This is a genomic window from Wolbachia endosymbiont (group A) of Trypoxylon clavicerum (assembly GCF_947251665.1).
Lineage (GTDB): Bacteria > Pseudomonadota > Alphaproteobacteria > Rickettsiales > Anaplasmataceae > Wolbachia > Wolbachia pipientis.
Window position 1 is genome coordinate 33,948 of sequence record NZ_OX366374.1, and the last position, 23,067, is coordinate 57,014.

The window sequence follows — 23,067 nt, forward strand, 5'->3', positions numbered from 1 at the left end:
ATTTCTTAAACATTTGCAGCGTAGGTTAGTTGCAATTAAAAGCAGCTGAATTTCGCTTGTCAAGCGTTTAAAATATAAAAAACGCCAATATTTTAAAGCGGATAATAACCCCAGGGCTTCTTTTGCCTTTTTTTTCATTTGGTAAATTTCTTAATGTTTGTAGCTAAAAGAGCCCAAGAGAGGTGTCATTCCAGAGCTCCTTTTTTTGTCATCCAAGTAGCCTCCTATGGTGTCATCCCAGTGCCCAGACACTGGGATCCAGTTGAGCTATTTCAACAAAAATACTGCATTTTGAGATGAACGTTTATTTTCACCAGATTATTTACAAGTATAACAATTAAAGTCTGGATTCCAGTGTCAAGCACTGGAATGACACCGTCTTGGATGGAAACCAGTGTCGGCTACTCGGATGACATCATAGGGGCGCTGGAGTGACACCCTGACAATCGTCATCCCGCTACTTGTTAGCGGCTAAGAGATACCGCGAATGAATCGCGGTATAATGTAGGGATTGCATTAGCTATAATTCTTTAGTTTTCACTTTTCTTTTAACCTTGCAATGATATTTTCTTTGCCGATAAAAATTAATAATTTAGCGAGCTCTGGTCCTGTTTCTGTTCCTGTTAAAGCTGAACGCAACTGCGTAAATAGGTTTTTTGCCTTTATATCCACTGTTTGTCGAATGGCTTTGACCCACTCTGATAATGTGTTTTCATTATAATCGTCTTGAGGCAATGTATTGAGCGCGATTTTTATAAGCTCCTTATCAAGAATCACAGGCTCTATATCAGATTTGCATATTTTCCACCACTTAGCCACCTCAGAAAACCTTTCTATATTGTTCTTTATAAAATACCAAAACTCTGAGGAGTCCACTCCAATTTGATCTAAACGGTCTTGCACCATTTCAAATGGCATTTGTTGCAGCACTTTGCTGTTTAGCTTGTATACTTCACTCAAGCTGAATTGTGCAGATGCTGAGCTAAATTTTTTAATATCAAATGAGTCAATTAAAGACTGTATGTCAACATGAGCTTCTATCGGATCAGATGTTCCAAGTTTTGCTAAATAGCTAGTTAGCGCCATTGGTTCAGTCTCATCTTCTCTTATGGACTTGATATCCAGCCCGCCTTTCCGTTTCGATATCTTGCTATCATCAAAATGTAGCAGAGAAAGGTGAGCAAACATAGGAATTTTCGCTTTTAATGCTTTAATCATTTGGATCTGAACTGCGGTATTAGTTACATGATCTTCCCCGCGTACAATATGAGTTACATTAAAGTCAACATCATCGATAGCAGAAGGTAACATGTATGTGTAAATTCCATCTTCTCTTTTTACCACAGGGTCGCTGACGCTACTGGTTGCAATATTTATTTCACCTTTAACTTCATCATTCCATTTAACAACTTCATTTCTATCCAATTTAAATCTAAAATGTGGTCTTCTTCCTTCTTGCTCATAACGAATTTTCTCTTGCTCAGTTAGAAGTAACGCGCTTCTGTCATATACCGGGGGAAGTCCTTGTTTTAACTGCAATTTTCGTTTAATGTCTAACTCTTCTCTTGTTTCATAGCATGCATAAATATGCCCTTCTTTTATTAACTGCAAAAACACCTCATTGTAACGCTCAAAGCGCTCTGATTGCTTGAAACTTGCATCCCAATCTATGCCAATCCATTTCAAGTCTTGTATGATATCATTTATATATTTGACATCTGAACGCTGAAGGTCAGTATCATCAAAACGGAGTAAAAATTTTCCATTTTGATTGCGTGTGTACATCCAACAAACCAAAGCAGTTCGTACGTTTCCTACGTGGAGGTAGCCAGTTGGGCTTGGAGCGAATCTTGTTAGCATTTAAATAGCAATATTGTTTACTCTAATTTATTTTAATTTTATATAAACATATGGCTAAAGCAAGTGAGATCTGCTAATACAATTGAGCAAGAGAAGAATAAGTATGGCTATAGCATTGTGGCACCTTTGATATTTGATGGATTAAGACCATATGATAAATTCAAGAAAATTCACAGCTTGACAACAAAGGCTAATGTAGCATTATATTGGTATCATGACTAACTTAGAAAAGATGAGAGAAAAACTACAAGATCAAATAAATTATCATAATGTTTTATATCACCAAAAAAATAAGCCAGAAATAAGTGATGCTGAATATGATGAACTGAAGAAAAAGTTAGCTGAAATAAAGGCACAACTTCCAGAAGCTTATGCAACACAAGATAGTGTTGGTGCTTCACCTGATGAGAGGTTTTCTAAGGTGGAACATCAAGAACCTATGCTTTCCCTTGAGAATGCTTATGATGAACAAGGTGTAGAGAAATTTTTGTCTAAAATAAAGAGGTTTTTAATTGAGGACAAAATAGAGATATTATGTGAGCCAAAAATTGATGGGTTGTCGTTTTCTGCAATTTATGAGGATGGAAGATTTGTTAAAGCTGCAACTCGAGGCGACGGTTTTGTAGGAGAAGATGTCACTCACAATGTTGCAACAATAAAAGGCTTTCCTAAGTTTTTGCAAGGTGTGCAAGGAAGACTAGAAGTAAGAGGTGAAATATACATCAGTAACAGCGACTTTTTAAAGTTAAATGAAAACGATGAATTTGCCAATCCTCGAAATGCAGCCGCTGGTTCTCTAAAGCAATTGGATGCAAACATTACAGCAAGTAGACCACTTAGATATTTTGCTTATTCTTTAATTGGTGGGGCAGAGAAAAGTCAAAGTGAAATACTAAATAAGCTTGAGGTACTTGGTTTTTGCGTAAATGAGCATCAGTCCTTAACGAGTAGTTTGGATGGAATGCTGAAGTTCTATAACGAGATCTATAATTGTCGCTATAACTTGGATTATGATATTGATGGAATAGTCTATAAAGTAAATGATTTGGTACTACAAAATCGTCTAGGGAATACTCACAAAGCACCGCGCTCAGCACTTGCATATAAGTTTTCTGCGGTTTATGCAAAAACAAAGTTAAACAAGATATTTATACAGGTGGGCAGAACAGGGGTTTTAACTCCAGTTGCAGATTTAGTGCCAGTCAATGTTGGTGGGGTGCTAGTTAGTAGAGCAAGTCTGCATAACCAAGATGAGATAAAACGTAAAGACATAAGAGAGGGAGATATTGTAACAATCAAAAGAGCAGGGGATGTAATTCCCCAGATCGTTGAAGTAAGCAGAGATTCTCGTCTTCCAAATACACCTGAATTTGTGTTTCCTGAAGTATGCCCTGAATGTGGTAGTAAAGTACGTCAGGTTGAGGGAGAGGCGGCAGTAAGATGTCCTGAGGAATTTGCCTGTAAAGCTCAAATAATAGAAAAACTAAAGCATTTTGTATCGAAAGATGCATTTGACATTGTTGGCCTTGGTGATAAGCAGATAGAGTTTTTTTACGACCTTGGTCTGATAAAACAAATCCATGATATTTTTACTTTAGAAGAAAAATTGGATGAATTTAATCTGGAAGAACAGTCTGGTTGGGGCAAGAAATCAATAGCTCATTTATTAAATGCTATACAAAGCAGAAGGGTAATAACTCTAGATAGGTTTATATTTTCTTTAGGTATTAGATTTATTGGCCAAGTTGCAGCAGAATTGCTCGCAGATTATTATGTTTCTTATGATAATTGGTATAATTCGATGATTGAACTGTCATCAGATAATACTGAGCTAGTAGGTATAGACGGCATAGGAAAAAAAGTGGCTGAATCTTTGGAATCATTTTTTTCTAAGGAACATAACATTAAAATGTTAAATGATCTTACTGCTTGTCTTCAAATTCTTCCTGCGAGCTCCAACTCTAGTGACTCTGTTTTAAATAATAAAATTATAGTGTTTACTGGTAGGCTACTTGCTATGAGTAGAGGAGAGGCAAAAGTAAGAGCCAAAACTCTAGGAGCAAAGGTCAGCTCACATCTTTCTGCTAAAACTGACTACCTAATTGCAGGAGAAAAACCAGGATCCAAATATAAAAAGGCAGTGGAATTAGGTGTAGAAATTTTAGATGAAGACCAGTGGCATAAAGTGATAAGTTTGGGAGTGCTCAAATGACACTTGGATGTATCCGTTCAGGCAATGGCGTCAACTTAAGGACACATTTTAGACTTCTTTGTTGAAATAAAACAGAAACAAAAGTGCTGTTTATTGCACTCTTTGGATAATTTAATGATAAAAAATTTAGAGAGAAATTTTATACACTATCGCTGATATTTTTCCTTAAGTTGACGCCATTGCCTGAACAGATACAATCAATTTACTGACATTGGTATGGCTAAATTCGAAATGGCTACATGAATTTATCGTAAATTACTACCGCATAAGGTGCGATGCAACAAAGCCATCCCAGTGTCAAGCACTGCCGTCATAAAGGAACCAGTGTCAGCTACCTTCATGACGTCGTTTACTATATGATATCGTACCATATTGCAGTGTTCGTACAGTTGTGGGTCAAGCCATAGGATGACAACAATGATTAACTTTCTCCAAATTTAGAATTATTTCGGTTGCTTTTTTTATCTCATCAACAGACGGCAAGTCTTCTGTGCTGAGCGGTAGGCGGACAGTTTGATGTTCTATAAGACCAATATCATGCAAAAGTGCTTTAGTAGGTATTGGGTTGCTGGCAATAAATAGTGCTTTGCAGGCTTGTTGCCAGATATCTGTTGAACTTTTCATGTCATTTTCTGTCATTTGAGCAGGTTTCCTTCTGGATTCCAGCGTCACGCGCTGGAATGACAGTGAAGAGAGTTCGTCGTTCAGACATTGCTTAACGTATTCATGCGCTACACGCGGCCAAACATTGGCAGCAACAGAAACCAGACCAGCCGCACCATAAGCGGCCATATCAGATATCATATTATCATCTCCGCAAAAGACCTCAATATTTGGTGCAACTTTCTTATACTGAGCTAAAGTATCAACGGTGCCACTGGAATCTTTGATAGCCCAAAATTTTTCATGGCTGGATAAGTTGCGTACAGTTTCAGCGTGGAGACTCACTCCTGCTCTTGATGGAATATTATAAAGCATAGCCGGCACATGTGCTCTTTCAAGTAGCTTTTCAAACCATAAAGTCTGCCCCATAATTCCGGGCTTTGCATAAATGGGAGTTGTCATTAGATAGCCGTGAATAGGCATACCCTTGCAAAAATCAAGCCATTCAAGAGCCTGATATAGATTCACCCCTGGTACGCCAATTATAATTTTTGTATTTAATTTTAGCTTACATACAAATTCAACTAACTCGCGTTTTTCAGAATCAGTAAGCGATAGGCTCTCACCTGTGCTACCCAGCAACACTACGCCATTTTCAGCTTTAACTTGCATTGTCAGTAAACGCTGCAAACTGCTATAATCTATGCTATCCCCATTGCAATTAAAAGGAGTAACACAAGCAGTCCATAAAAATGTAGATTTCAATTTAAATTGTTAAAATGGTATTTCATCGTCGAGTAGTTCATCTTTTATATCGTTGTCAAAACTTTCGTGTTTATCTTTTTGTTCTGTTTCACCTTGTTTGTATTCACTTGGCTTGTAATCAGAATTTGGCGCACTATTTCGTGAATCCAAGAGAGTAAGAGCGCTATTAAAATTATATAGAACCACCTCTGTTGTGTATCTTTCACCACCGTTTTGGTCAGTCCATTTTCTAGTTCTCAAAGAACCTTCAACATAAACTTTACTGCCTTTGCGTGCAAAATCTTTGACGATTTTTACTAATCCTTCACTAAAAATTACGATATTATGCCACTCTGTCTTTTCAGAGCGCATACCGGAAAGTTTGTCAGTCCAACTTTCAGACGTGGCTATTGAAAAACTTGCCATTTCTTTTCCATTTTGTGTAGTCCTAATTTCAGGATCTTTTCCTAAATTACCAACTAGTATGACTTTGTTTATGGTACCACCAGACATAATTATGCTCTAAATAAATCCTTTTATTATCTTATGTGAAAATACTATTGTCAAATTTAATTAAAAGTGCGCTTGGAGGGATTCGAACCCACGGCCTTTGCCTCCGGAGGGCAACGCTCTATCCAACTGAGCTACAAGCGCATATATATTTAAGTTATTTAATAGATAAGCCATCCAAGTCAAATTTTTGTTTTGGATAAAGCGTAAACATAATACTCCCATATCCAAAATATACATTTTGAGAATCATTCGCATGCTTTTTTATTGCTTTTTGATCTACGGTCCATACAAAAGTTACATAATTTTCAGTGACTGAGTGCACTTTTAAATCCTTGGTATTTATAAACAGTTTTCCATTTACCCATATTTTCCATGTATCGGGAGAAAGATATAAAATTGAGTCTAAACTCACTACCTTACAGTTGAAATTATCTGATACCTCCTCTTTTACAGCTCTTGAAGATCGTAAATTGAACTTTTCCATTTCATTGACCATTCTATTAACTGGCTCTTCATCAAAAAAAATGCTTTTTACGTTACTATATTGTGACAAAACGTCAAAGTCACTTTCCACTGCTTCTCTTATTATATCGTCCCGATCTGTATAGCTTAGTTTTTGATTGTTGATAAAGAAACACTCTTTTGCACGCAAATTTGCTATATCAATAAAATCGTCGATTTCTTGATTGCCAACTTTAAGAATACTTTCAAAATATCTTTTTTCTATCATCATTCCATACTGAGAATGATGACAAACCATTTCATCATTACCTTGTTTTTCTATATATACGCATAAATTTCCACTATTTAATCCTAATATTTTATGCTCAATAAAATCTTCATTGCCAATATATTGTCGGCAAGAATACTCCTTACAAATTTCTATGCTTTCTATGATATCTTCACAACTGCAATATGCATTAACATTGGAAATGAGTAGCGTAAAAATAAAAAACAGCTTTATGTTCATCACCTTATCTACTTAATATAGTATACCAATCAAAGACTATATTAGCTCTCACTATCTCTATCATATTACCATTCAAAATCTGATTCATAGTTGCAGCATCAATATTTCTCTGCTTATTTAAAATAAGAGATTTGATCATAACATAACCGGGCAGATTTGGAATAGACTGTAGAAATAAAAAAATATGCTTATCGCTGATTGAGCTTAAATTTAGGACCACTTCACTTTTTATTACTTTTGTGCGTTCACTTTTGTTGTGGAGCTCAACTTCTTCGGGTATAGAAATTGATATTTCAGGTTCTAATATATAGTACTTTTTATATAACTTGCTAAGCTCGAAATTTAAATTTGCAATGTATCTGCTACTATGTAAATTTGAAGAAGAAATTTTTTTCCATAAATCTAGGTTTTTATTTAGAACAACTTCCTTTTTTTGAATTCCAGTAATCTGTAAATTAATAGAACGTATTTTATCAATCGCAATTTGGTTTTTATTATAAATCTTTTCGTTATAGATAACAACATATGTTAATAACCCTATTAATCCAACAGATAATAACAAATACGATATAAACTGAATTGTAGCTTTTCTTTTTAATTGAGAGATAGTCATTAATCTACATTGCCTCTCCTATTTCAACATCAATAGATAGATTTTGCTCTTTAGCAGCAGGTAAGCTAGAAATATTAATGTCATAGGTACGAAAATTATCGTTTAAATTTTTTCGTAGTTTCTCGTATTGATGAGAAATATTTTTACCGGATTGAAAATTAAACTTTAAAGTTGTGGTAATATAACTTTTTGCCTCATTATAATTCCATTCAAATGATCGAAGCTCTATACCTGGTATTTTTAACTTTTCTACATACTTAACTTGTGTAAGAGGAGAGCATTCTATTTTTGATAAAATATTATTGATATTAATAAAATCATAAATTTCATCTATTTTTTTTACATTATAGCTTTGGCTAAGTTTTGTTAATTGGTTATTTAAGGTGTTCTGCTTTGCTGATAAATTATCAGCGACATTGAAATTTGAATACAAATTTAGCAAACAAAGGGTGTTTGTTATAACTAAAACCAGGGCGAAGTATAGAAAAATTCGAGGAGAGTTTAAATAAAGGTAATTGAATAGATAAAATTCTTTAGTTTCCTTTGTATTAAAAATAGCTGCTAATTTATTCTTAAAGCTATGAAACAAAATTATGGTATCGCAAAAGTTATCTTTTTCACTTATAGCTAGTTCTGCTCCTAATAGTTTGCCTAACTCATATGGAGTTAATATGTTCACACTGTTCTCTGAAAAATTTATGACTGATAAACTAGCTTTGATATCTTCTGACACTATGATACAAAGGTCGATAGGGTTATTTTTTTCAAACCCAAACTTAGTTAAGGATCGAATAGTATCTTGCACTTCCTGATATATTCCACCAGCGATAATTCCTGGTAAATTATCATTAGTAAATGATGTTAAGCGCGTAAATACCATTTTATTCTCTTTAAGAACCACTTGTCTATAGCCTCCCGTTTTAGTTGCAGCAACTATAATTTTCCAATTATTAGGATCTTTATGTAGAATCTTTTTTGTTATATTACTTATTTCTATAGGAAACATTAATATTCCCTTAAAGTTGGAGCCTATCTCAATAAACACATTCAACCAATATTCTACTAAATGCTTTGCTTTTGATGAAACAAGAAGATAGCACCAGTTTTGATTGAATTTGTTTGGCTTCTCAACCAAAAAAACTGAACTTATGTCATTATTACGAGAAAAATGCTCCATCTTTGTTTTTGCTGATAGATAGGCACTAATCTTGTTTGCCCTTGTAATAAACTGTAGCGAGTAATTTTGATCTGCATGATTAAGCACCAGGTATAAAGGTGCTTTTTTATCTGACGAAAGACATGAAATTAAATCGGAAACTGCTTTATCGTTTTTGCCCTTAACAAAATACCTTTTATTTAAAGTATTATTTTTAAAATATAGTAACATTATGCCTTCTTCTCCAATAGAAAGCATAAACTTACTTTTGGATTTTGAACTAAACATATTAACAAAGCATATACTTATCTAGGCTCTGTGGACAAAATTTTAGAGAAGCCATACAAGAGCTCCAACAAAATTGAGAAAACCAATAAAAACCTCAGCAGTTTTATCAAATCTGGAAAAAATGCGCCTAAAATTTTTAATTTTACCAAAAAAACACTCAATCAAATGACGTTCTTTGTAGATATGCTCATCGTAATACCTTTGCACTTTTCGATTCCGTTTTGGCGGAATAACTACTGTACATCCCTTGTCTTCAAGACTTGTAACAAAGGCATTGCTATCGTAGCCCTTGTCAGCTACTACAGTAGAGTTATAGATACTTTCGGTCAACACTTGTGCCTGCGTAATTTCATTTCTTTGACCAGGAGTCAGAGTAAATTTAAGTGGATTTCCAAGTGCATCGACAAGCGCATGTATTTTAGTTGTAAAGCCACCTTTGCTCCTCCCTAAAGCTTCTTGATCCTTGGAGTTTTTTGTATATCCAGATGAACATGGATGGGCTCGGATGATCGTACCGTCGATTATAGCAACTTCTAAATCAGGCTCTTGTTTAGTATATTCAAGCAATTTTTTCCAGACATCTCTTTCACACCATCTTTTAAATCGCTTATGTATACTCCTGTAATTACCATAAGTTTTTGGTAAAAGTCTCCATTGGCAACCACTTCGCACTATGTACCACACTGCCTCTATGAATATTCTTAAACGTTTTTCATCTTTGCTGTGCATTCCTTTTACGCTTTTTATGAACTCTAAAATTTGTTTCCAATTTTCCTCTTTGATGTAATATTGCATATGGTAGTTTCTCCATTTTTTACCTATTAGGCTAAACTACCATCTTTTTCTCTCTTTTCATATTTTTTGTCCACAGAGCCTAGAATTAAAAAGGCAATTTATTGAAATTCATTAAACGTTAGAGGGAAATATTGTTATAAATTTTCGCAGCAACATTATTTATATTATAATTTTTTATAAAATTACCACTAATATTAAGTTATTTAGATAACAAATTAAGAAAATTCATTAAGACGAATTTGTTGTTTTTCAAATTGTAGGTAAACCTAAGCCACTTTAGCTATATCTGCCGATTGACTTTAATTAATAAGAGTTATTAATCTATTTACTATTCTTGTAATATTATTTCTAATGGTAAAGAAATATATATTTTTCTGGAACAGTTGTTATTTCAGATACAGAATTTATTGTAAGTAAACTAACCATTTGCTGAAGAGCGCTCATCTTCTGTGGTACTTGATGATGGAGCAACTAATTTGCTCAAAATCTCATCTTTTGGTCCCATAGCGTAAATGACACCATCTGACATGAGGATCACCTTATCAACTACGGACAATAACGGTAGCTTGTGAGTGATGATAACAGTAGTAGTATTTTGTTTTCTTGCAATGCCAATTGCATTAATTAAGCATGCCTCTCCATTGCTATCTAAGTTAGCGTTTGGTTCATCAAGTACTAAAAGTTTTGTGTGACCATAAAAAGCTCTGGCAAGTCCAAGAAGCTGTTTTTGGCCGCCAGAGAGCGTTACTCCTCCAGGACCTCCTATTGTTGTATCATATCCATTTGGTAAGCTTAGTATTAGTTCATGTATTCCTGCAATTTTTGCTGCTTTGATTATTTCTTCAGGATTTGGATCTGGCCTCATGCGAGCAATATTAGCTTTGACACTAGTGTTAAATAACTCAATATCCTGAGGTAAGTAGCCAACATAATTACCAAAATTTTCTCGATTCCAAGTATATACATCAGCGCCATCTAGTCTGACTACACCAGATATTGGCTTCCATACACCAACAGTTAATTTTGCGATAGTGGATTTACCAGAAGCACTTGCACCAATAACACCAACTACATCTCCAGGATCTATAATGAATGATATTCCTTTTACTGTCGGCTTATTGCTTCCATAAGGAGTAAAAAATACTCTATCAAATTCCAATTTTCCTTCAGGTTCTGGTAGAGCCATCGTTTGCTCTCTTTTTGGCGATGTTAATATAAGTCTTTGTAGCCTTCCATATGACATTCTAGCCTGATTTAAAAACTTCCAAGTATGAACCGCAGCATCAAATGGTGCTAATACTCTACCCATTAAAATTGAAGCAGCGATGATGCTACCGGCAGTCTTATGAGCTGTGATTGCAAGTAATGCACCTGTTCCAATCACTGATATTTGCAGAGTTGAGCGCAAAAATTTAGTGATTCCAGTAATTACATTAGAGCGATTTTGTGCTTTAATTTGCATTGCTCGGTTCTGATCATTTCGTTTACACCAATCAGAGACTATGAATTCTGACATGCCCATAGCTTCAACCACTTCTGCATTTCTTGTTGCAACATCTATAGCATTGATATTCCGTATAGTTTCTTCGTTGGTTTCTTGTAATATTCGTTTAGTGGCAAGTTCATTCCATATTGCCATAGAGACTAATATGATGATTCCAGTAATAGCTATGAACCCCGTGGAGGTATGTATCATGAAAATCACAACAAGGTAAATTAACGACCATGGAGTATCAAACAGTGAGAATATGCCATTTCCTGTAATGAAATTTTTTATCACTCCGAGATCTCGTATTGCTTCACCACTTGAAGTTGAGCTCTGCACTGATGTTAATCTAATTGACCTTACTATCAAATCTGGTGTTGCAGTTTTATCGATCCAATCACCTATTTTCGCCATGGCTAAATATCGACAAGTTTCAAGCATTGCAGAACATGCAAATGCAGATAAAGTGATAATTGTCAGCATAGTTAGTGTTGATACACTTTCGCTCGATATCACCCGATCAAGCACTTGAGAGGTATAAAGTGGTAGGAATAACATTAATAAATTGATTCCCGCACTAAACCAAAAGATAAACCAAAATGCACTTTTGCATTTTTCTAGGCAAATATATAGAGTACTTTGCTTCAATTCTTTTTTTATTGATGGCGTAATTTCCACAATCTTCCTCTTAATTTGATTACATGCACCATATACAATTTTTATTACAAAAATATTAATAACGGTAGTTAGCTTACTTTAAGTGAGTAAAATATTAATATATGTGAATAGGAAATATAAACAATGGTAAAAAGAAGTATAGTTGATATTTCCTTCGTTGCCTATAGCGAAGCTACGTCATACCGCGATTCATTCTATAGCTGTACGAACATTCATTTTTGAAAGTAAACTGCACAGCAAATGGTGTCATGAAAGTAGCTGACACTGGGATGGCTTTATTGCATCGCTACTTATGAAAGGCTAACTATAATTAGGATTATAAGCAACTTATTGAAAATCTTGTTTTTTTGCAATCAATCTGATCAAATTTAAGAATAGTAATTTGTTATTTATATTAATAAATTTAATTCTATTGAAAATAGCTAAAGCATTGAAATTCTTGAATTTTAGCCGGATTAGTGAGTGATAGTGAAATTTCTTTTACTCAAATTTAGGCTCTGTGGACAAAATTTTAGAGAAGCCATACAAGAGCTCCAACAAAATTGAGAAAACCAATAAAAACCTCAGCAGTTTTATCAAATCTGGAAAAAATGCGCCTAAAATTTTTAATTTTACCAAAAAAACACTCAATCAAATGACGTTCTTTGTAGATATGCTCATCGTAATACCTTTGCACTTTTCGATTCCGTTTTGGCGGAATAACTACTGTACATCCCTTGTCTTCAAGACTTGTAACAAAGGCATTGCTATCGTAGCCCTTGTCAGCTACTACAGTAGAGTTATAGATACTTTCGGTCAACACTTGTGCCTGCGTAATTTCATTTCTTTGACCAGGAGTCAGAGTAAATTTAAGTGGATTTCCAAGTGCATCGACAAGCGCATGTATTTTAGTTGTAAAGCCACCTTTGCTCCTCCCTAAAGCTTCTTGATCCTTGGAGTTTTTTGTATATCCAGATGAACATGGATGGGCTCGGATGATCGTACCGTCGATTATAGCAACTTCTAAATCAGGCTCTTGTTTAGTATATTCAAGCAATTTTTTCCAGACATCTCTTTCACACCATCTTTTAAATCGCTTATGTATACTCCTGTAATTACCATAAGTTTTTGGTAAAAGTCTCCATTGGCAACCACTTCGCACTATGTACCACACTGCCTCTATGAATATTCTTAAACGTTTTTCATCTTTGCTGTGCATTCCTTTTACGCTTTTTATGAACTCTAAAATTTGTTTCCAATTTTCCTCTTTGATGTAATATTGCATATGGTAGTTTCTCCATTTTTTACCTATTAGGCTAAACTACCATCTTTTTCTCTCTTTTCATATTTTTTGTCCACAGAGCCTAGGTATTCACTGACCGTTCTTGTTGTAAATACCAGAATAATAAGCTACTGATATTCTCCACCTTTTTTATCTTTAATCCATCATAGCTAGCGATGCAACAAAGCCCACCGATTCATTCTACTGCAACGCAGAAAATTCGTACAATTGTGCATAATGTGGGGCTTCTGGCTACATTTTTCTATTGAACTCACCTTTTCTCTATGTGACAGATTTCGTATTAAATTTTAAATTTAATGCGCCTAGATATACAAGCATTCCTAGCAAAACCATAGGTATAGAAAGCAACTGCCCCATAGTTAAATCAAGCCACAAATAGCCAATTTGATAGTCTGGTTCGCGAAAAAACTCAACGAAAAAACGTGCTATTCCATACCACATAACTGCAATACCAGTTAACGCACCGTGATACAGTCTTATTCTAGTTAAGAAAAACAGTGAATTTGCAACTGCAAAAAGTAGCAGTCCTTCAAAAAGTGCCTCATAAAGCTGGCTTGGATGACGCAGCAAATTATCACCACTCTCTGGAAATACCATACCCCATGGCATAGTTGTAACTCTGCCAAATAACTCTCCGTTTATAAAATTGCCTATGCGACCTAAAAATAAACCTATGGGAACTCCGCAAGAAATTAGGTCCAGTACATAAAATATAGGAATGTTATGTCTTTTACACGAAATTATTACTGCAAGCAAAACTCCTATAGCACCACCATGAAATGACATCCCTCCTTCCCAGGTCTTCAATATCTCAATAGGGTTGCTTATATAAAGAACTGGATCATATATCAATACGTAGCCAAGTCTACCTCCAAGGATAATACCTACAATAGTGGCTGTTAATAACGAATCGTAAAAATTCTTAGTAAATATTTTTTGGTCATCTAGCCTATGTAAATACCAATATGCAAACACTATACCCAAAACGTAGGCTAAGGAATACCAATATATAGAAACAGGACCGATGCTGAAAATTACTGGATTTAAAGACATATTTTGCTATAAATTATTCTTAGACAATCTACTTTTTTCACGATCCCACTCTCTCTGTTTTATGGTTGCTCTCTTATCGTAGAGTTTTTTTCCTTTTACAATGGCAATTTTAGTTTTTGCCAATCCTTTATCGTTAAAATAGACCAAAAGCGGCACAACAGTTATCCCAGCAGTCTTGATTTGACCAATTAGTTTATTTATCTCCTTTTTATGCAAGAGTAATTTACGTTCCCTTTTTGGTTTATGATTTTTTCGGTTCGCAGCTTTATATTCTGCAATATGCATATTGTGCAGCCATACTTCGCTATTCTTTTCAACAACGTAGGCGTCGGAAATATTTACTTTTCTTTCTCTTAGCGATTTAACTTCACTGCTTAATAAGACCATACCCGCTTCAAATTCTTCTAAGATGAAATATTCAAACCTTGCTTTCCTATTTTCTGCAATAACTTCCATATCTAAAGATATCTTTAAGCTTCAATATATTACAGAGTTTTTGACTTAATTCATAATAAAACAGTTATCCCAATAAATATAAGGTGCCAGGCTAGTCTGATAGCAACAGGATAACAAAAATCAAGTAAGTGCTTTTTCTGTCTCTCTAGGCACAAGTTCCTTTACTTCTTTCATTTCAGTTTTAGGCTTTGACATTATATATTGACCAGCACCAACTATGAGCGCAGATCCTGCAGCTAGTCCAATTATTGCTGGTACGGATAGGGCAGTAGCAAATGCAAGTGCAACACCAACTATCACTGCAGTTACAAAACACACAATAACACCTTTTACAATTGCATTTTTTGCAGACTGTTCTTTTTCTTTCATAATTGCATTTTTTCCAACCTGTTTTTCTTCCTTTTTCTCTGGAAGCTGCATTGCATCTTTATTTTCAGTAAGATCCTTTGGCGTTTTTTTATTCTCATTTTTTAACGTTTGCTTTTTTTCCGCTTCCTCTAAAAGCTGAACTATACCTTGATCTTTAGTAAGGTCTCTTGGCGTTTTTTCATCAACATTTTTTAATGAAGAGTCTGCTCCAGCTTCTAGCAGAGCTTCCACCACTTTTCTCTTGCCATTTTCAGCAGCAAGATGTAAAGGAGTACGTTTATCACCTTTGTTTGCATTAACCTCTGCTCCTTTTGCGATTAGAGTTTTTACTACATCTTCGTGGCCATTTTTAGCAGCAAGATGTAAAGAAGTACGTCTATCAACATTTTTTGCATTAACCTTTGCTCCTTTTGCGATTAGAGTTTTTACTACATCTTCGTGGCCATTTTCAGCAGCAACATGCAAAGGAGTCCATCTATCAGCATCCTTTATATTAACATCTGCTTTCTCAACTAGAATTTTTACTACCTCTATGTGGTTCCCTTCAGCAGCAAGATGTAAAGGTGTATATCTATCATCATCTTTTGCATTAACATTTGCTTTGTTTGCAATTAGAGTTTCTACTACATCCTTATGGCCCTTTGCAGCAGCAAGATGTAAAGGAGTCTTGTACTCAATACCTTCTGCATTAACATTTGCTCCTTTTGCAATGAGAGTTTTTACTACATCTTCGCAGCCCTCTCTGGCAGCAAGATGTAAAGGAGTACATCCATCATCATCTTTTGCATTAACGTTTACTCCTTTATTTAATAGGTTTTTCACCTCCTCCTCCTCATTATTATGTTTAACAGCTGAAGGCAAAGCTTTGATGTTCTCTTGTGCCTTTAATAGAGCTTTTTTTATCGCTTCATGGCCTTTTCGAGCAAGCATTAAAGGAGTACGTCCATCATTATCTTTCGCACTAACATCTGCTCCTTTTGCAATGAGAATTTCTACTATATCTTCGCGGCCCTTTGCAACAGTAAAATGTAAAGGAGTATACCCATCACTATTTTTTGCATCAACGTCGATTCCTTTTGCTTTTGATAGAACTTGTACTATCTCTTTGTGGCCATTTGTAATAGCAAGATGTAAAGGAGCCCATCCTTTATCATTTTTTGCATTAACATCTGCTCCTTTTCCAATTAGAGTGTTTACTACATTTTCGTGGTTCTTTTCAACAGCAAAATGTAAAGAAGTCCATCCATCACCATTTTTTGCATCAACAATTGCTCCTTTTCCAGTTAGAATGGTTACTACATCTTCGTGGCCATAGTGAGCAGCAATATGTAAAGGAGTAATTTTATTATCATGTTCTGCATTAATATCTGCCCCGTTTTCAATCAGAGCTTTTGCTACATTTGCACAGTTCCAATAAGAAGCAAGATGTAACAATTTGACTTTCTTAGAATTTTGACCACAAGATATAGTAAATATGTAATTTATGCCAGACCCACTATCGTTGTCAGGTTTACTCTTTTCCCACTCTTGACATAAATCTGGATCTTCTTCTTGTAACTTAGCTTTTATTTTTTCAACCATATTGTCCTTGCTCAAATCTGAAAGGTCATTTATTTTTTTTAATATTTCCATAAATTTGTCATATTTCATAACTTCCTCACTTAAAATACATAACTTAGTTGTTATATCTTTTAACATAAGACCTGCTGCGAATCAAGCGATAAAAAAAAGGAAAGGAGGGTGAATAAAATCAAGGTTAACTAAAAGGCGTGCTTAAGATTTATAATACCAGCAATAATATTGAACCTCAAGTTATATTTTTTCTGAAAATTGCGATAAACATTCGACATAATCTTAAATATCTTTATCTCTCGGATCTTATTTTCTACTCTCATTCTAAATGATGCTAACCTTCTATTATGCTCTTTCTGCTCTGGAGTTAATGGCTTTTTACGATACTTTTTATATGGAATTATAACATTGCTTTGCAATTTTTGCCAACCTTGATATCCAGAATCAGCATGTTTTATGCTATCAAGTGGTAAATATTTTTCTTGTTTCCTTATGCGAAAATCACTAATTCTACCACGGTATGACTTTGACACTGATAAAATTCTTCCTCCTTCTTCGATAATAATCTCAGTTTTCATAGTGTTGGTTCTTTTTTTTCCTGAATATGATTTCTTCCGTTTTTTACTATCTTCTGGCCTCTGTATTTGCTGTTCTGTAACATCAGCCAAAATCTTCAGTATTTTTTCTGGCGTCATACTTCTATCTTTTGTTATAGTCACTTTTTTGGCGAGTAATGGCTCTATTCTCTTAAGTAACCTACATACATTTGCGTTGTGCACATTGAATAGGCATCCTAAAAATCTATGTGTTATGTAAGTGCGATAGTACAAAATTACGCAAAACAACTTATCTTCCAGAGTTGGTAGTTTTGATCTTCTACCATGACACTTTTTCTGTTTTTCAAGTTTTTTCCATCCAGACCTCACTTTTTCTACTACTTTTTCGAACTCCTCTATACTTAAACCTGTTATATTACGAAAGTTTCTTGGGTGTTTTTTCATATTATAGTAACTAAAGCTCATTTTTTTTCCTTACTTGATCTGCTTATTCTTCTTCTACCCCTCTCACATCATTTTTTCAATCACCTTTTGCAGCAGGTCTATAGAAGTCAAGAACCTAAATATTCGTTATTATCTTTCCTTAAAGAGTCATTTAAGTTATATTACAGACTATGAAAAACCTCAACTTTAGGAAGGAAATCAAATTTTTTTCTCTGTCGTTTATAACTTTATTTGTTTTATGGACTGTATTGTCTGGTTATTTTGAGCCGTTTTTTATTTTTTGTGGAGTGTTTTCCTCTATATTCACATTGTTTATCTTTAGACGGTTGATAAACGCTGAAAGCGCTCTTAGTCAGATTTTAAATGGTACGAGTAGACTGTCGTTTTATAAGTTCGGAAGTTATATACCGTGGTTAATGTACCAAATCATTTTATCAAGTGTTTATGTAACAAAAAAGGTGCTACAACTCAAATCTAAGCTTGAACCGATCATTATCCTAAGAAAATGCAAAGGGCATAATGATGAAAGCATTGCATTATTTGCTAGTTCAGTTACAATCACTCCTGGAACTTTAACTATCAATGTTGAAAGCAAGCAAAAAACGTATTTGTCTACCATATGCTTGATAGATAAAAACCTTGAAAGCGGCGTTTCTGAAATAGAAAATAAAATCTTAAAAATACTACGTTCAGTTAAGTAATTGCTTTAAATAAGTTAACAGCATCCTTATATTCCCTTACAAGACTTTCAAGCATTTCTTTTGGAAGGCTATTGTTAACAATAGAACATAAATAATTATATAAATCTTCTAACCTTAATATGTTATTTCTCTTCTTGCTGTTAAATTTATACGGAAAAATACCTTCCATAACTTCAATAGTAGTAGCCTTGTTTAAAAATACATTTTCACTTGTCACGCTTATTCTTGCTAAAACAGTGTTAATTTCAGGTTCGTCACTCGTATAAAAATCTGATAGCTGAGTTATTCTAATAACGTACAAAGTTACTATTTTTGACAAGCAATTATCAGCATATTCACAATTTTTTATTACCTCCCACTGAGTAACCTGAGATTTACCTATTTTTGCATTGTTCGGTAATTTACTCATTGAACTTTCTCCATTTAATTCAGTGTAATAAATTATACTAATACTTTGTTAAATAAATAATAACGCGATTACAAAAATATATACTTATAGTAGTATATTATACAAAAATAGCACAATATCTAAGCATTAAAGCTAGGCTCTGTGGACAAAATTTTAGAGAAGCCATACAAGAGCTCCAACAAAATTGAGAAAACCAATAAAAACCTCAGCAGTTTTATCAAATCTGGAAAAAATGCGCCTAAAATTTTTAATTTTACCAAAAAAACACTCAATCAAATGACGTTCTTTGTAGATATGCTCATCGTAATACCTTTGCACTTTTCGATTCCGTTTTGGCGGAATAACTACTGTACATCCCTTGTCTTCAAGACTTGTAACAAAGGCATTGCTATCGTAGCCCTTGTCAGCTACTACAGTAGAGTTATAGATACTTTCGGTCAACACTTGTGCCTGCGTAATTTCATTTCTTTGACCAGGAGTCAGAGTAAATTTAAGTGGATTTCCAAGTGCATCGACAAGCGCATGTATTTTAGTTGTAAAGCCACCTTTGCTCCTCCCTAAAGCTTCTTGATCCTTGGAGTTTTTTGTATATCCAGATGAACATGGATGGGCTCGAATGATCGTACCGTCGATTATAGCAACTTCTAAATCAGGCTCTTGTTTAGTATATTCAAGCAATTTTTTCCAGACATCTCTTTCACACCATCTTTTAAATCGCTTATGTATACTCCTGTAATTACCATAAGTTTTTGGTAAAAGTCTCCATTGGCAACCACTTCGCACTATGTACCACACTGCCTCTATGAATATTCTTAAACGTTTTTCATCTTTGCTGTGCATTCCTTTTACGCTTTTTATGAACTCTAAAATTTGTTTCCAATTTTCCTCTTTGATGTAATATTGCATATGGTAGTTTCTCCATTTTTTACCTATTAGGCTAAACTACCATCTTTTTCTCTCTTTTCATATTTTTTGTCCACAGAGCCTAGAGACCTGCTGCGAATCAAGCGATAAAAAAAAGGAAAGGAGGGTGAATAAAATCAAGGTTAACTAAAAGGCGTGCTTAAGATTTACAATACCAGCAATAATATTGAACCTCAAGTTATATTTTTTCTGAAAATTGCGATAAACATTCGACATAATCTTAAATATCTTTATCTCTCGGATCTTATTTTCTACTCTCATTCTAAATGATGCTAACCTTCTATTATGCTCTTTCTGCTCTGGAGTTAATGGCTTTTTACGATACTTTTTATATGGAATTATAACATTGCTTTGCAATTTTTGCCAACCTTGATATCCAGAATCAGCATGTTTTATGCTATCAAGTGGTAAATATTTTTCTTGTTTCCTTATGCGAAAATCACTAATTCTACCACGGTATGACTTTGACACTGATAAAATTCTTCCTCCTTCTTCGATAATAATCTCAGTTTTCATAGTGTTGGTTCTTTTTTTTCCTGAATATGATTTCTTCCGTTTTTTACTATCTTCTGGCCTCTGTATTTGCTGTTCTGTAACATCAGCCAAAATCTTCAGTATTTTTTCTGGCGTCATACTTCTATCTTTTGTTATAGTCACTTTTTTGGCGAGTAATGGCTCTATTCTCTTAAGTAACCTACATACATTTGCGTTGTGCACATTGAATAGGCATCCTAAAAATCTATGTGTTATGTAAGTGCGATAGTACAAAATTACGCAAAACAACTTATCTTCCAGAGTTGGTAGTTTTGATCTTCTACCATGACACTTTTTCTGTTTTTCAAGTTTTTTCCATCCAGACCTCACTTTTTCTACTACTTTTTCGAACTCCTCTATACTTAAACCTGTTATATTACGAAAGTTTCTTGGGTGTTTTTTCATATTATAGTAACTAAAGCTCATTTTTTTTCCTTACTTGATCTGCTTATTCTTCTTCTACCCCTCTCACATCATTTTTTCAATCACCTTTTGCAGCAGGTCTATATCTCTAGCTCCAACTTGGCAAGCAATATGTAGGGCTGTATTTTTTTGTATTAAGGGTGTCCTTATCTCCTCCTTTACACCGTCATAGCTTTCTGTCAAAACCTTGAAACCAATATTTTCTTCATGATATCCTACAAAATGATCAGTAGTAAACCATATAGGTTCATTATCATCTTTCGTTACTATTTCATTACTATCAATGTACTTGAATTTACTAGCGTTTATTGATCCCCGTCCATTTCTTAGTGTAAAGCGCTTGGAACCCGAAAAACCATCACGTACTATTTCTTTTCCAAGGTATTGAAAAACTACATGACCTTGGCTGTCTTTCTTTTGCCTTTCCTCATAAACATATTCCCTACTTCGAGCGTTAATATCGATACTGCTATTTTGTATAAGCAATTTAGCCATTTTTTCTAACATGGGTTGTCTACCATAAGTGACATCACAAGCTCTAGCAATAGACATCAAAGGTGTCATGCCTTCTTCATCAAACGCATTAACATCCGCATCTCCTTCCAAAGCTTGTTTAAAAGCTTCTAGGTTTTCATCATCAATAGCTTTAAATAACTTTTGTGTCGGTGCATCTAGAGTTCTCTGATATCTGTAACCATTAGTATTTGTCCTATTCTCTCCATAAAGCATATTAAACCCATCTAATAATTTACTAACATAATTATGTAAAAGAAAAGGAAAATTGCAAGCAATTTATCTAAAATCCTAGAATTAACTACGACTCCAAAAACTTTTCTGCATCAAGCGCAGCCATGCATCCTGTTCCTGCTGCAACTACTGCCTGACGATATACCTTATCTTGAACATCACCTGCAGCAAATACTCCTGCTTTACTAGTTAAAGTTGTTCCAGGTTTTGTAATGATGTAACCCTGTTCATCCATTTCAACAAAGCCTTTAAAAATACCCGTATTTGGTGCGTGTCCGATTGCAATAAACACTCCATCCACTTTTAATTCTTGAGCTTCCGTTGATTTAACTATAATACCAGTAACCTTTTTCGGATTTTCTTCTCCAAGAATCTGCTCTACGGTATGGTTCCACATTACTTTTATTTTATCATTTTTAAAGAGCCTATCTTGCATTACTTTTTCCGCTCTCAATTTATCACGCCTGTGTATTAATATCACTTCTTTGGCAAATCGAGTTAAAAATATCGCCTCTTCAACAGCAGTGTTTCCACCACCAACCACAGCTACAACTTTATTCCTAAAAAATGCACCATCACAAGTTGCACAAGCTGAAACTCCGTAACCTTGAAATTCCTTTTCACTCTCCAAACCAAGCCATTTTGCTTGCGCACCGGATGCAATTATAATTGCATCTGAATAGTAGTCATTAGTATTACCAGAAGATCTAAATCTATACTCATTAAAATCCTCAAGTTGTTCAACGCTTTTTATCTCATCATCTATTATTTTTGCTCCAACCTTTTCTGCATGCAACCTCATTTGCTCCATTAGTTCTGGACCCTGTATTGAAACAAAACCAGGATAGTTTTCAACATCTGTAGTAATTGTAAGCTGACCACCAGGCTGCATTCCCGTTATTACAATCGGCTCTAAGTTTGCACGTGCTGCATATATAGCGGCAGCATAACCCGCTGCCCCAGATCCAATAATAAGAACTTTTGTACTAAATTTATAATTCTTCACTGTATGAGTTTAGATAATCAGCTACTCCTTCATCGCTTGCCTGCATTGCTGGCTTACCTTTCTTCCACCCTGCTGGACATACTTCACCATGCTCCTCATTATGTTTAATTGCATCAACGATTCTAACGAATTCATCGATATTACGCCCTAAAGGCAAATCATTTATCGATTGATGACGTACAATAAATTTATCATCAATAACGAAAGTTGCTCTCAGCGCAATTGAGTCATCATATAAGACCCCATAGTCTCTTGATATAGACTTTTTGATATCAGACACTAAAGTGTAGCTAATCTCTCCAATACCACCATCATTAACTGGAGTGTTTCGCCATTTATAATGTGAAAATTTTGAATCTACACTTATTCCTATCACTTCAACACCACGCTTTGCAAACTCATTTATTCTATTATTGAGCGATATCAATTCAGTTGGGCAAACAAAAGTAAAATCAAGTGGATAGAAAAAAAGGACAGCATACTTATTTTTTATGTGCTTACTCAGACAGAAATCATCAACAATTTCTCCGTCAGAGAGAACAGATGAAGCAGTAAAATCGATAGCAGATTTTGTTACAAGATTCATAATTAACCTATTCTTTTAAAATAACTTCAATTTTACATCTTGATAAACTTATATGCAAGTTTTCTTTGGTTTTAGTCCTATAAAAA

At 34.5% G+C, this 23,067-nt stretch carries 21 protein-coding genes and 1 tRNA gene; 2 read left to right on the forward strand and 20 right to left on the reverse strand.

From position 1 onward, the window contains the following. Positions 1–537: 537 nt before the first annotated feature. Positions 538–1,860 carry a glutamate--tRNA ligase gene (gene gltX / locus OPR60_RS00155; RefSeq protein WP_265039642.1) on the reverse strand — a complete coding sequence of 441 codons (1,323 nt, stop codon included), beginning with the start codon at positions 1,858–1,860 and terminating at the stop codon, positions 538–540. Positions 1,861–2,074: 214 nt separating this feature from the next. On the opposite strand from gltX, the gene ligA reads away from it, so the two are divergent. Beyond that, complete coding sequence (gene ligA, locus OPR60_RS00160) at positions 2,075–4,072, forward strand: NAD-dependent DNA ligase LigA (protein ID WP_265039643.1); 1,998 nt, start codon at positions 2,075–2,077, stop codon at positions 4,070–4,072. Positions 4,073–4,468: 396 nt separating this feature from the next. Here ligA and dapA read toward each other — a convergent pair whose 3' ends face one another. The 13 genes from dapA to OPR60_RS00225 all read right to left on the reverse strand — a co-directional run bounded on the left by dapA (position 4,469) and on the right by OPR60_RS00225 (position 17,651). Further along, complete coding sequence (gene dapA, locus OPR60_RS00165; protein ID WP_065094801.1) at positions 4,469–5,440, reverse strand: 4-hydroxy-tetrahydrodipicolinate synthase; 972 nt, start codon at positions 5,438–5,440, stop codon at positions 4,469–4,471. Positions 5,441–5,449: 9 nt separating this feature from the next. Then, on the reverse strand, positions 5,450–5,932 hold the full coding sequence (ssb, locus tag OPR60_RS00170) for a single-stranded DNA-binding protein (protein WP_010082448.1): 483 nt from the start codon (positions 5,930–5,932) through the stop codon (positions 5,450–5,452). Positions 5,933–5,999: 67 nt separating this feature from the next. Beyond that, positions 6,000–6,073: transfer RNA gene (locus tag OPR60_RS00175), tRNA-Arg, on the reverse strand. Positions 6,074–6,086: 13 nt separating this feature from the next. Further along, positions 6,087–6,902 carry a hypothetical protein gene (locus OPR60_RS00180; protein WP_065094808.1) on the reverse strand — a complete coding sequence of 272 codons (816 nt, stop codon included), beginning with the start codon at positions 6,900–6,902 and terminating at the stop codon, positions 6,087–6,089. 4 nt (positions 6,903–6,906) lie between these two features. Next, on the reverse strand, positions 6,907–7,515 hold the full coding sequence (locus OPR60_RS00185; protein ID WP_065094800.1) for a hypothetical protein: 609 nt from the start codon (positions 7,513–7,515) through the stop codon (positions 6,907–6,909). A gap of 4 nt (positions 7,516–7,519) precedes the next feature. Beyond that, the gene (locus OPR60_RS00190) at positions 7,520–8,959 is read right to left on the reverse strand and encodes a hypothetical protein (RefSeq protein ID WP_265039644.1); all 1,440 of its coding nucleotides are present in this window, start codon (positions 8,957–8,959) and stop codon (positions 7,520–7,522) included. A gap of 42 nt (positions 8,960–9,001) precedes the next feature. Beyond that, complete coding sequence (locus OPR60_RS00195; RefSeq protein WP_265039632.1) at positions 9,002–9,754, reverse strand: IS5 family transposase; 753 nt, start codon at positions 9,752–9,754, stop codon at positions 9,002–9,004. Positions 9,755–10,172: 418 nt separating this feature from the next. Continuing rightward, positions 10,173–11,918 carry a type I secretion system permease/ATPase gene (locus OPR60_RS00200; RefSeq protein ID WP_065094799.1) on the reverse strand — a complete coding sequence of 582 codons (1,746 nt, stop codon included), beginning with the start codon at positions 11,916–11,918 and terminating at the stop codon, positions 10,173–10,175. Between the two features lie 511 nt (positions 11,919–12,429). Continuing rightward, on the reverse strand, positions 12,430–13,182 hold the full coding sequence (locus tag OPR60_RS00205; protein ID WP_265039632.1) for an IS5 family transposase: 753 nt from the start codon (positions 13,180–13,182) through the stop codon (positions 12,430–12,432). Positions 13,183–13,461: 279 nt separating this feature from the next. After that, positions 13,462–14,253, reverse strand: coding sequence for a prolipoprotein diacylglyceryl transferase (gene lgt / locus OPR60_RS00210; protein ID WP_265039645.1), 792 nt, complete (start codon positions 14,251–14,253; stop codon positions 13,462–13,464). A 6-nt stretch (positions 14,254–14,259) separates the two neighbouring features. Then, the gene (smpB, locus tag OPR60_RS00215; protein WP_065094569.1) at positions 14,260–14,709 is read right to left on the reverse strand and encodes an SsrA-binding protein SmpB; all 450 of its coding nucleotides are present in this window, start codon (positions 14,707–14,709) and stop codon (positions 14,260–14,262) included. A gap of 120 nt (positions 14,710–14,829) precedes the next feature. Continuing rightward, entirely contained in the window at positions 14,830–16,776 is a 1,947-nt protein-coding gene (locus tag OPR60_RS00220; RefSeq protein WP_265039646.1) for an ankyrin repeat domain-containing protein, read from the reverse strand. A gap of 62 nt (positions 16,777–16,838) precedes the next feature. Further along, positions 16,839–17,651, reverse strand: a complete 813-nt coding sequence (locus tag OPR60_RS00225) for a transposase family protein (RefSeq protein ID WP_406829543.1) — start codon at positions 17,649–17,651, stop codon at positions 16,839–16,841. Between the two features lie 170 nt (positions 17,652–17,821). On the opposite strand from OPR60_RS00225, the gene OPR60_RS00230 reads away from it, so the two are divergent. Beyond that, complete coding sequence (locus tag OPR60_RS00230; RefSeq protein ID WP_265039647.1) at positions 17,822–18,352, forward strand: Na+/H+ antiporter subunit E; 531 nt, start codon at positions 17,822–17,824, stop codon at positions 18,350–18,352. Here OPR60_RS00230 and OPR60_RS00235 read toward each other — a convergent pair. The 6 genes from OPR60_RS00235 to OPR60_RS00260 form a co-directional block, all read right to left on the reverse strand. Then, positions 18,345–18,761: a hypothetical protein gene (locus tag OPR60_RS00235; protein ID WP_006279382.1), complete on the reverse strand. Its 417-nt coding sequence runs from the start codon at positions 18,759–18,761 to the stop codon at positions 18,345–18,347. The genes OPR60_RS00230 and OPR60_RS00235 overlap by 8 nt on opposite strands. A gap of 153 nt (positions 18,762–18,914) precedes the next feature. Beyond that, entirely contained in the window at positions 18,915–19,667 is a 753-nt protein-coding gene (locus OPR60_RS00240) for an IS5 family transposase (RefSeq protein WP_265039632.1), read from the reverse strand. Positions 19,668–19,811: 144 nt separating this feature from the next. Beyond that, positions 19,812–20,624 (reverse strand): transposase, encoded by an 813-nt coding sequence (locus OPR60_RS00245; protein WP_265040287.1) that lies wholly within the window; start codon positions 20,622–20,624, stop codon positions 19,812–19,814. 63 nt (positions 20,625–20,687) lie between these two features. Beyond that, complete coding sequence (locus OPR60_RS00250) at positions 20,688–21,371, reverse strand: ankyrin repeat domain-containing protein (protein ID WP_265039649.1); 684 nt, start codon at positions 21,369–21,371, stop codon at positions 20,688–20,690. An 85-nt stretch (positions 21,372–21,456) separates the two neighbouring features. Further along, positions 21,457–22,395 (reverse strand): thioredoxin-disulfide reductase, encoded by a 939-nt coding sequence (gene trxB / locus OPR60_RS00255; RefSeq protein WP_065094579.1) that lies wholly within the window; start codon positions 22,393–22,395, stop codon positions 21,457–21,459. Next, on the reverse strand, positions 22,382–22,981 hold the full coding sequence (locus OPR60_RS00260) for a peroxiredoxin (RefSeq protein ID WP_065094578.1): 600 nt from the start codon (positions 22,979–22,981) through the stop codon (positions 22,382–22,384). Before OPR60_RS00260 ends, trxB begins: the two co-directional genes overlap by 14 nt. Positions 22,982–23,067: the final 86 nt, after the last annotated feature.

What these genes read in the sequence shown, in the direction of transcription:
- gltX (WP_265039642.1), bottom strand. Translation starts at nt 1,860, where the DNA reads ATGCTAACAAGATTCGCTCCAAGCCCAACTGGCTACCTCCACGTAGGA.
- OPR60_RS00240 (WP_265039632.1), bottom strand. Translation starts at nt 19,667, where the DNA reads ATGCAATATTACATCAAAGAGGAAAATTGGAAACAAATTTTAGAGTTC.
- smpB (WP_065094569.1), bottom strand. Translation starts at nt 14,709, where the DNA reads ATGGAAGTTATTGCAGAAAATAGGAAAGCAAGGTTTGAATATTTCATC.
- OPR60_RS00250 (WP_265039649.1), bottom strand. Translation starts at nt 21,371, where the DNA reads ATGCTTTATGGAGAGAATAGGACAAATACTAATGGTTACAGATATCAG.
- OPR60_RS00185 (WP_065094800.1), bottom strand. Translation starts at nt 7,515, where the DNA reads ATGACTATCTCTCAATTAAAAAGAAAAGCTACAATTCAGTTTATATCG.
- OPR60_RS00245 (WP_265040287.1), bottom strand. Translation starts at nt 20,624, where the DNA reads ATGAAAAAACACCCAAGAAACTTTCGTAATATAACAGGTTTAAGTATA.
- OPR60_RS00220 (WP_265039646.1), bottom strand. Translation starts at nt 16,776, where the DNA reads ATGTTAAAAGATATAACAACTAAGTTATGTATTTTAAGTGAGGAAGTT.
- OPR60_RS00235 (WP_006279382.1), bottom strand. Translation starts at nt 18,761, where the DNA reads ATGAGTAAATTACCGAACAATGCAAAAATAGGTAAATCTCAGGTTACT.
- OPR60_RS00195 (WP_265039632.1), bottom strand. Translation starts at nt 9,754, where the DNA reads ATGCAATATTACATCAAAGAGGAAAATTGGAAACAAATTTTAGAGTTC.
- OPR60_RS00180 (WP_065094808.1), bottom strand. Translation starts at nt 6,902, where the DNA reads ATGAACATAAAGCTGTTTTTTATTTTTACGCTACTCATTTCCAATGTT.
- lgt (WP_265039645.1), bottom strand. Translation starts at nt 14,253, where the DNA reads ATGTCTTTAAATCCAGTAATTTTCAGCATCGGTCCTGTTTCTATATAT.
- ssb (WP_010082448.1), bottom strand. Translation starts at nt 5,932, where the DNA reads ATGTCTGGTGGTACCATAAACAAAGTCATACTAGTTGGTAATTTAGGA.
- OPR60_RS00260 (WP_065094578.1), bottom strand. Translation starts at nt 22,981, where the DNA reads ATGAATCTTGTAACAAAATCTGCTATCGATTTTACTGCTTCATCTGTT.
- ligA (WP_265039643.1), top strand. Translation starts at nt 2,075, where the DNA reads ATGACTAACTTAGAAAAGATGAGAGAAAAACTACAAGATCAAATAAAT.
- OPR60_RS00205 (WP_265039632.1), bottom strand. Translation starts at nt 13,182, where the DNA reads ATGCAATATTACATCAAAGAGGAAAATTGGAAACAAATTTTAGAGTTC.
- OPR60_RS00190 (WP_265039644.1), bottom strand. Translation starts at nt 8,959, where the DNA reads ATGTTTAGTTCAAAATCCAAAAGTAAGTTTATGCTTTCTATTGGAGAA.
- OPR60_RS00230 (WP_265039647.1), top strand. Translation starts at nt 17,822, where the DNA reads ATGAAAAACCTCAACTTTAGGAAGGAAATCAAATTTTTTTCTCTGTCG.
- OPR60_RS00225 (WP_406829543.1), bottom strand. Translation starts at nt 17,651, where the DNA reads ATGAAAAAACACCCAAGAAACTTTCGTAATATAACAGGTTTAAGTATA.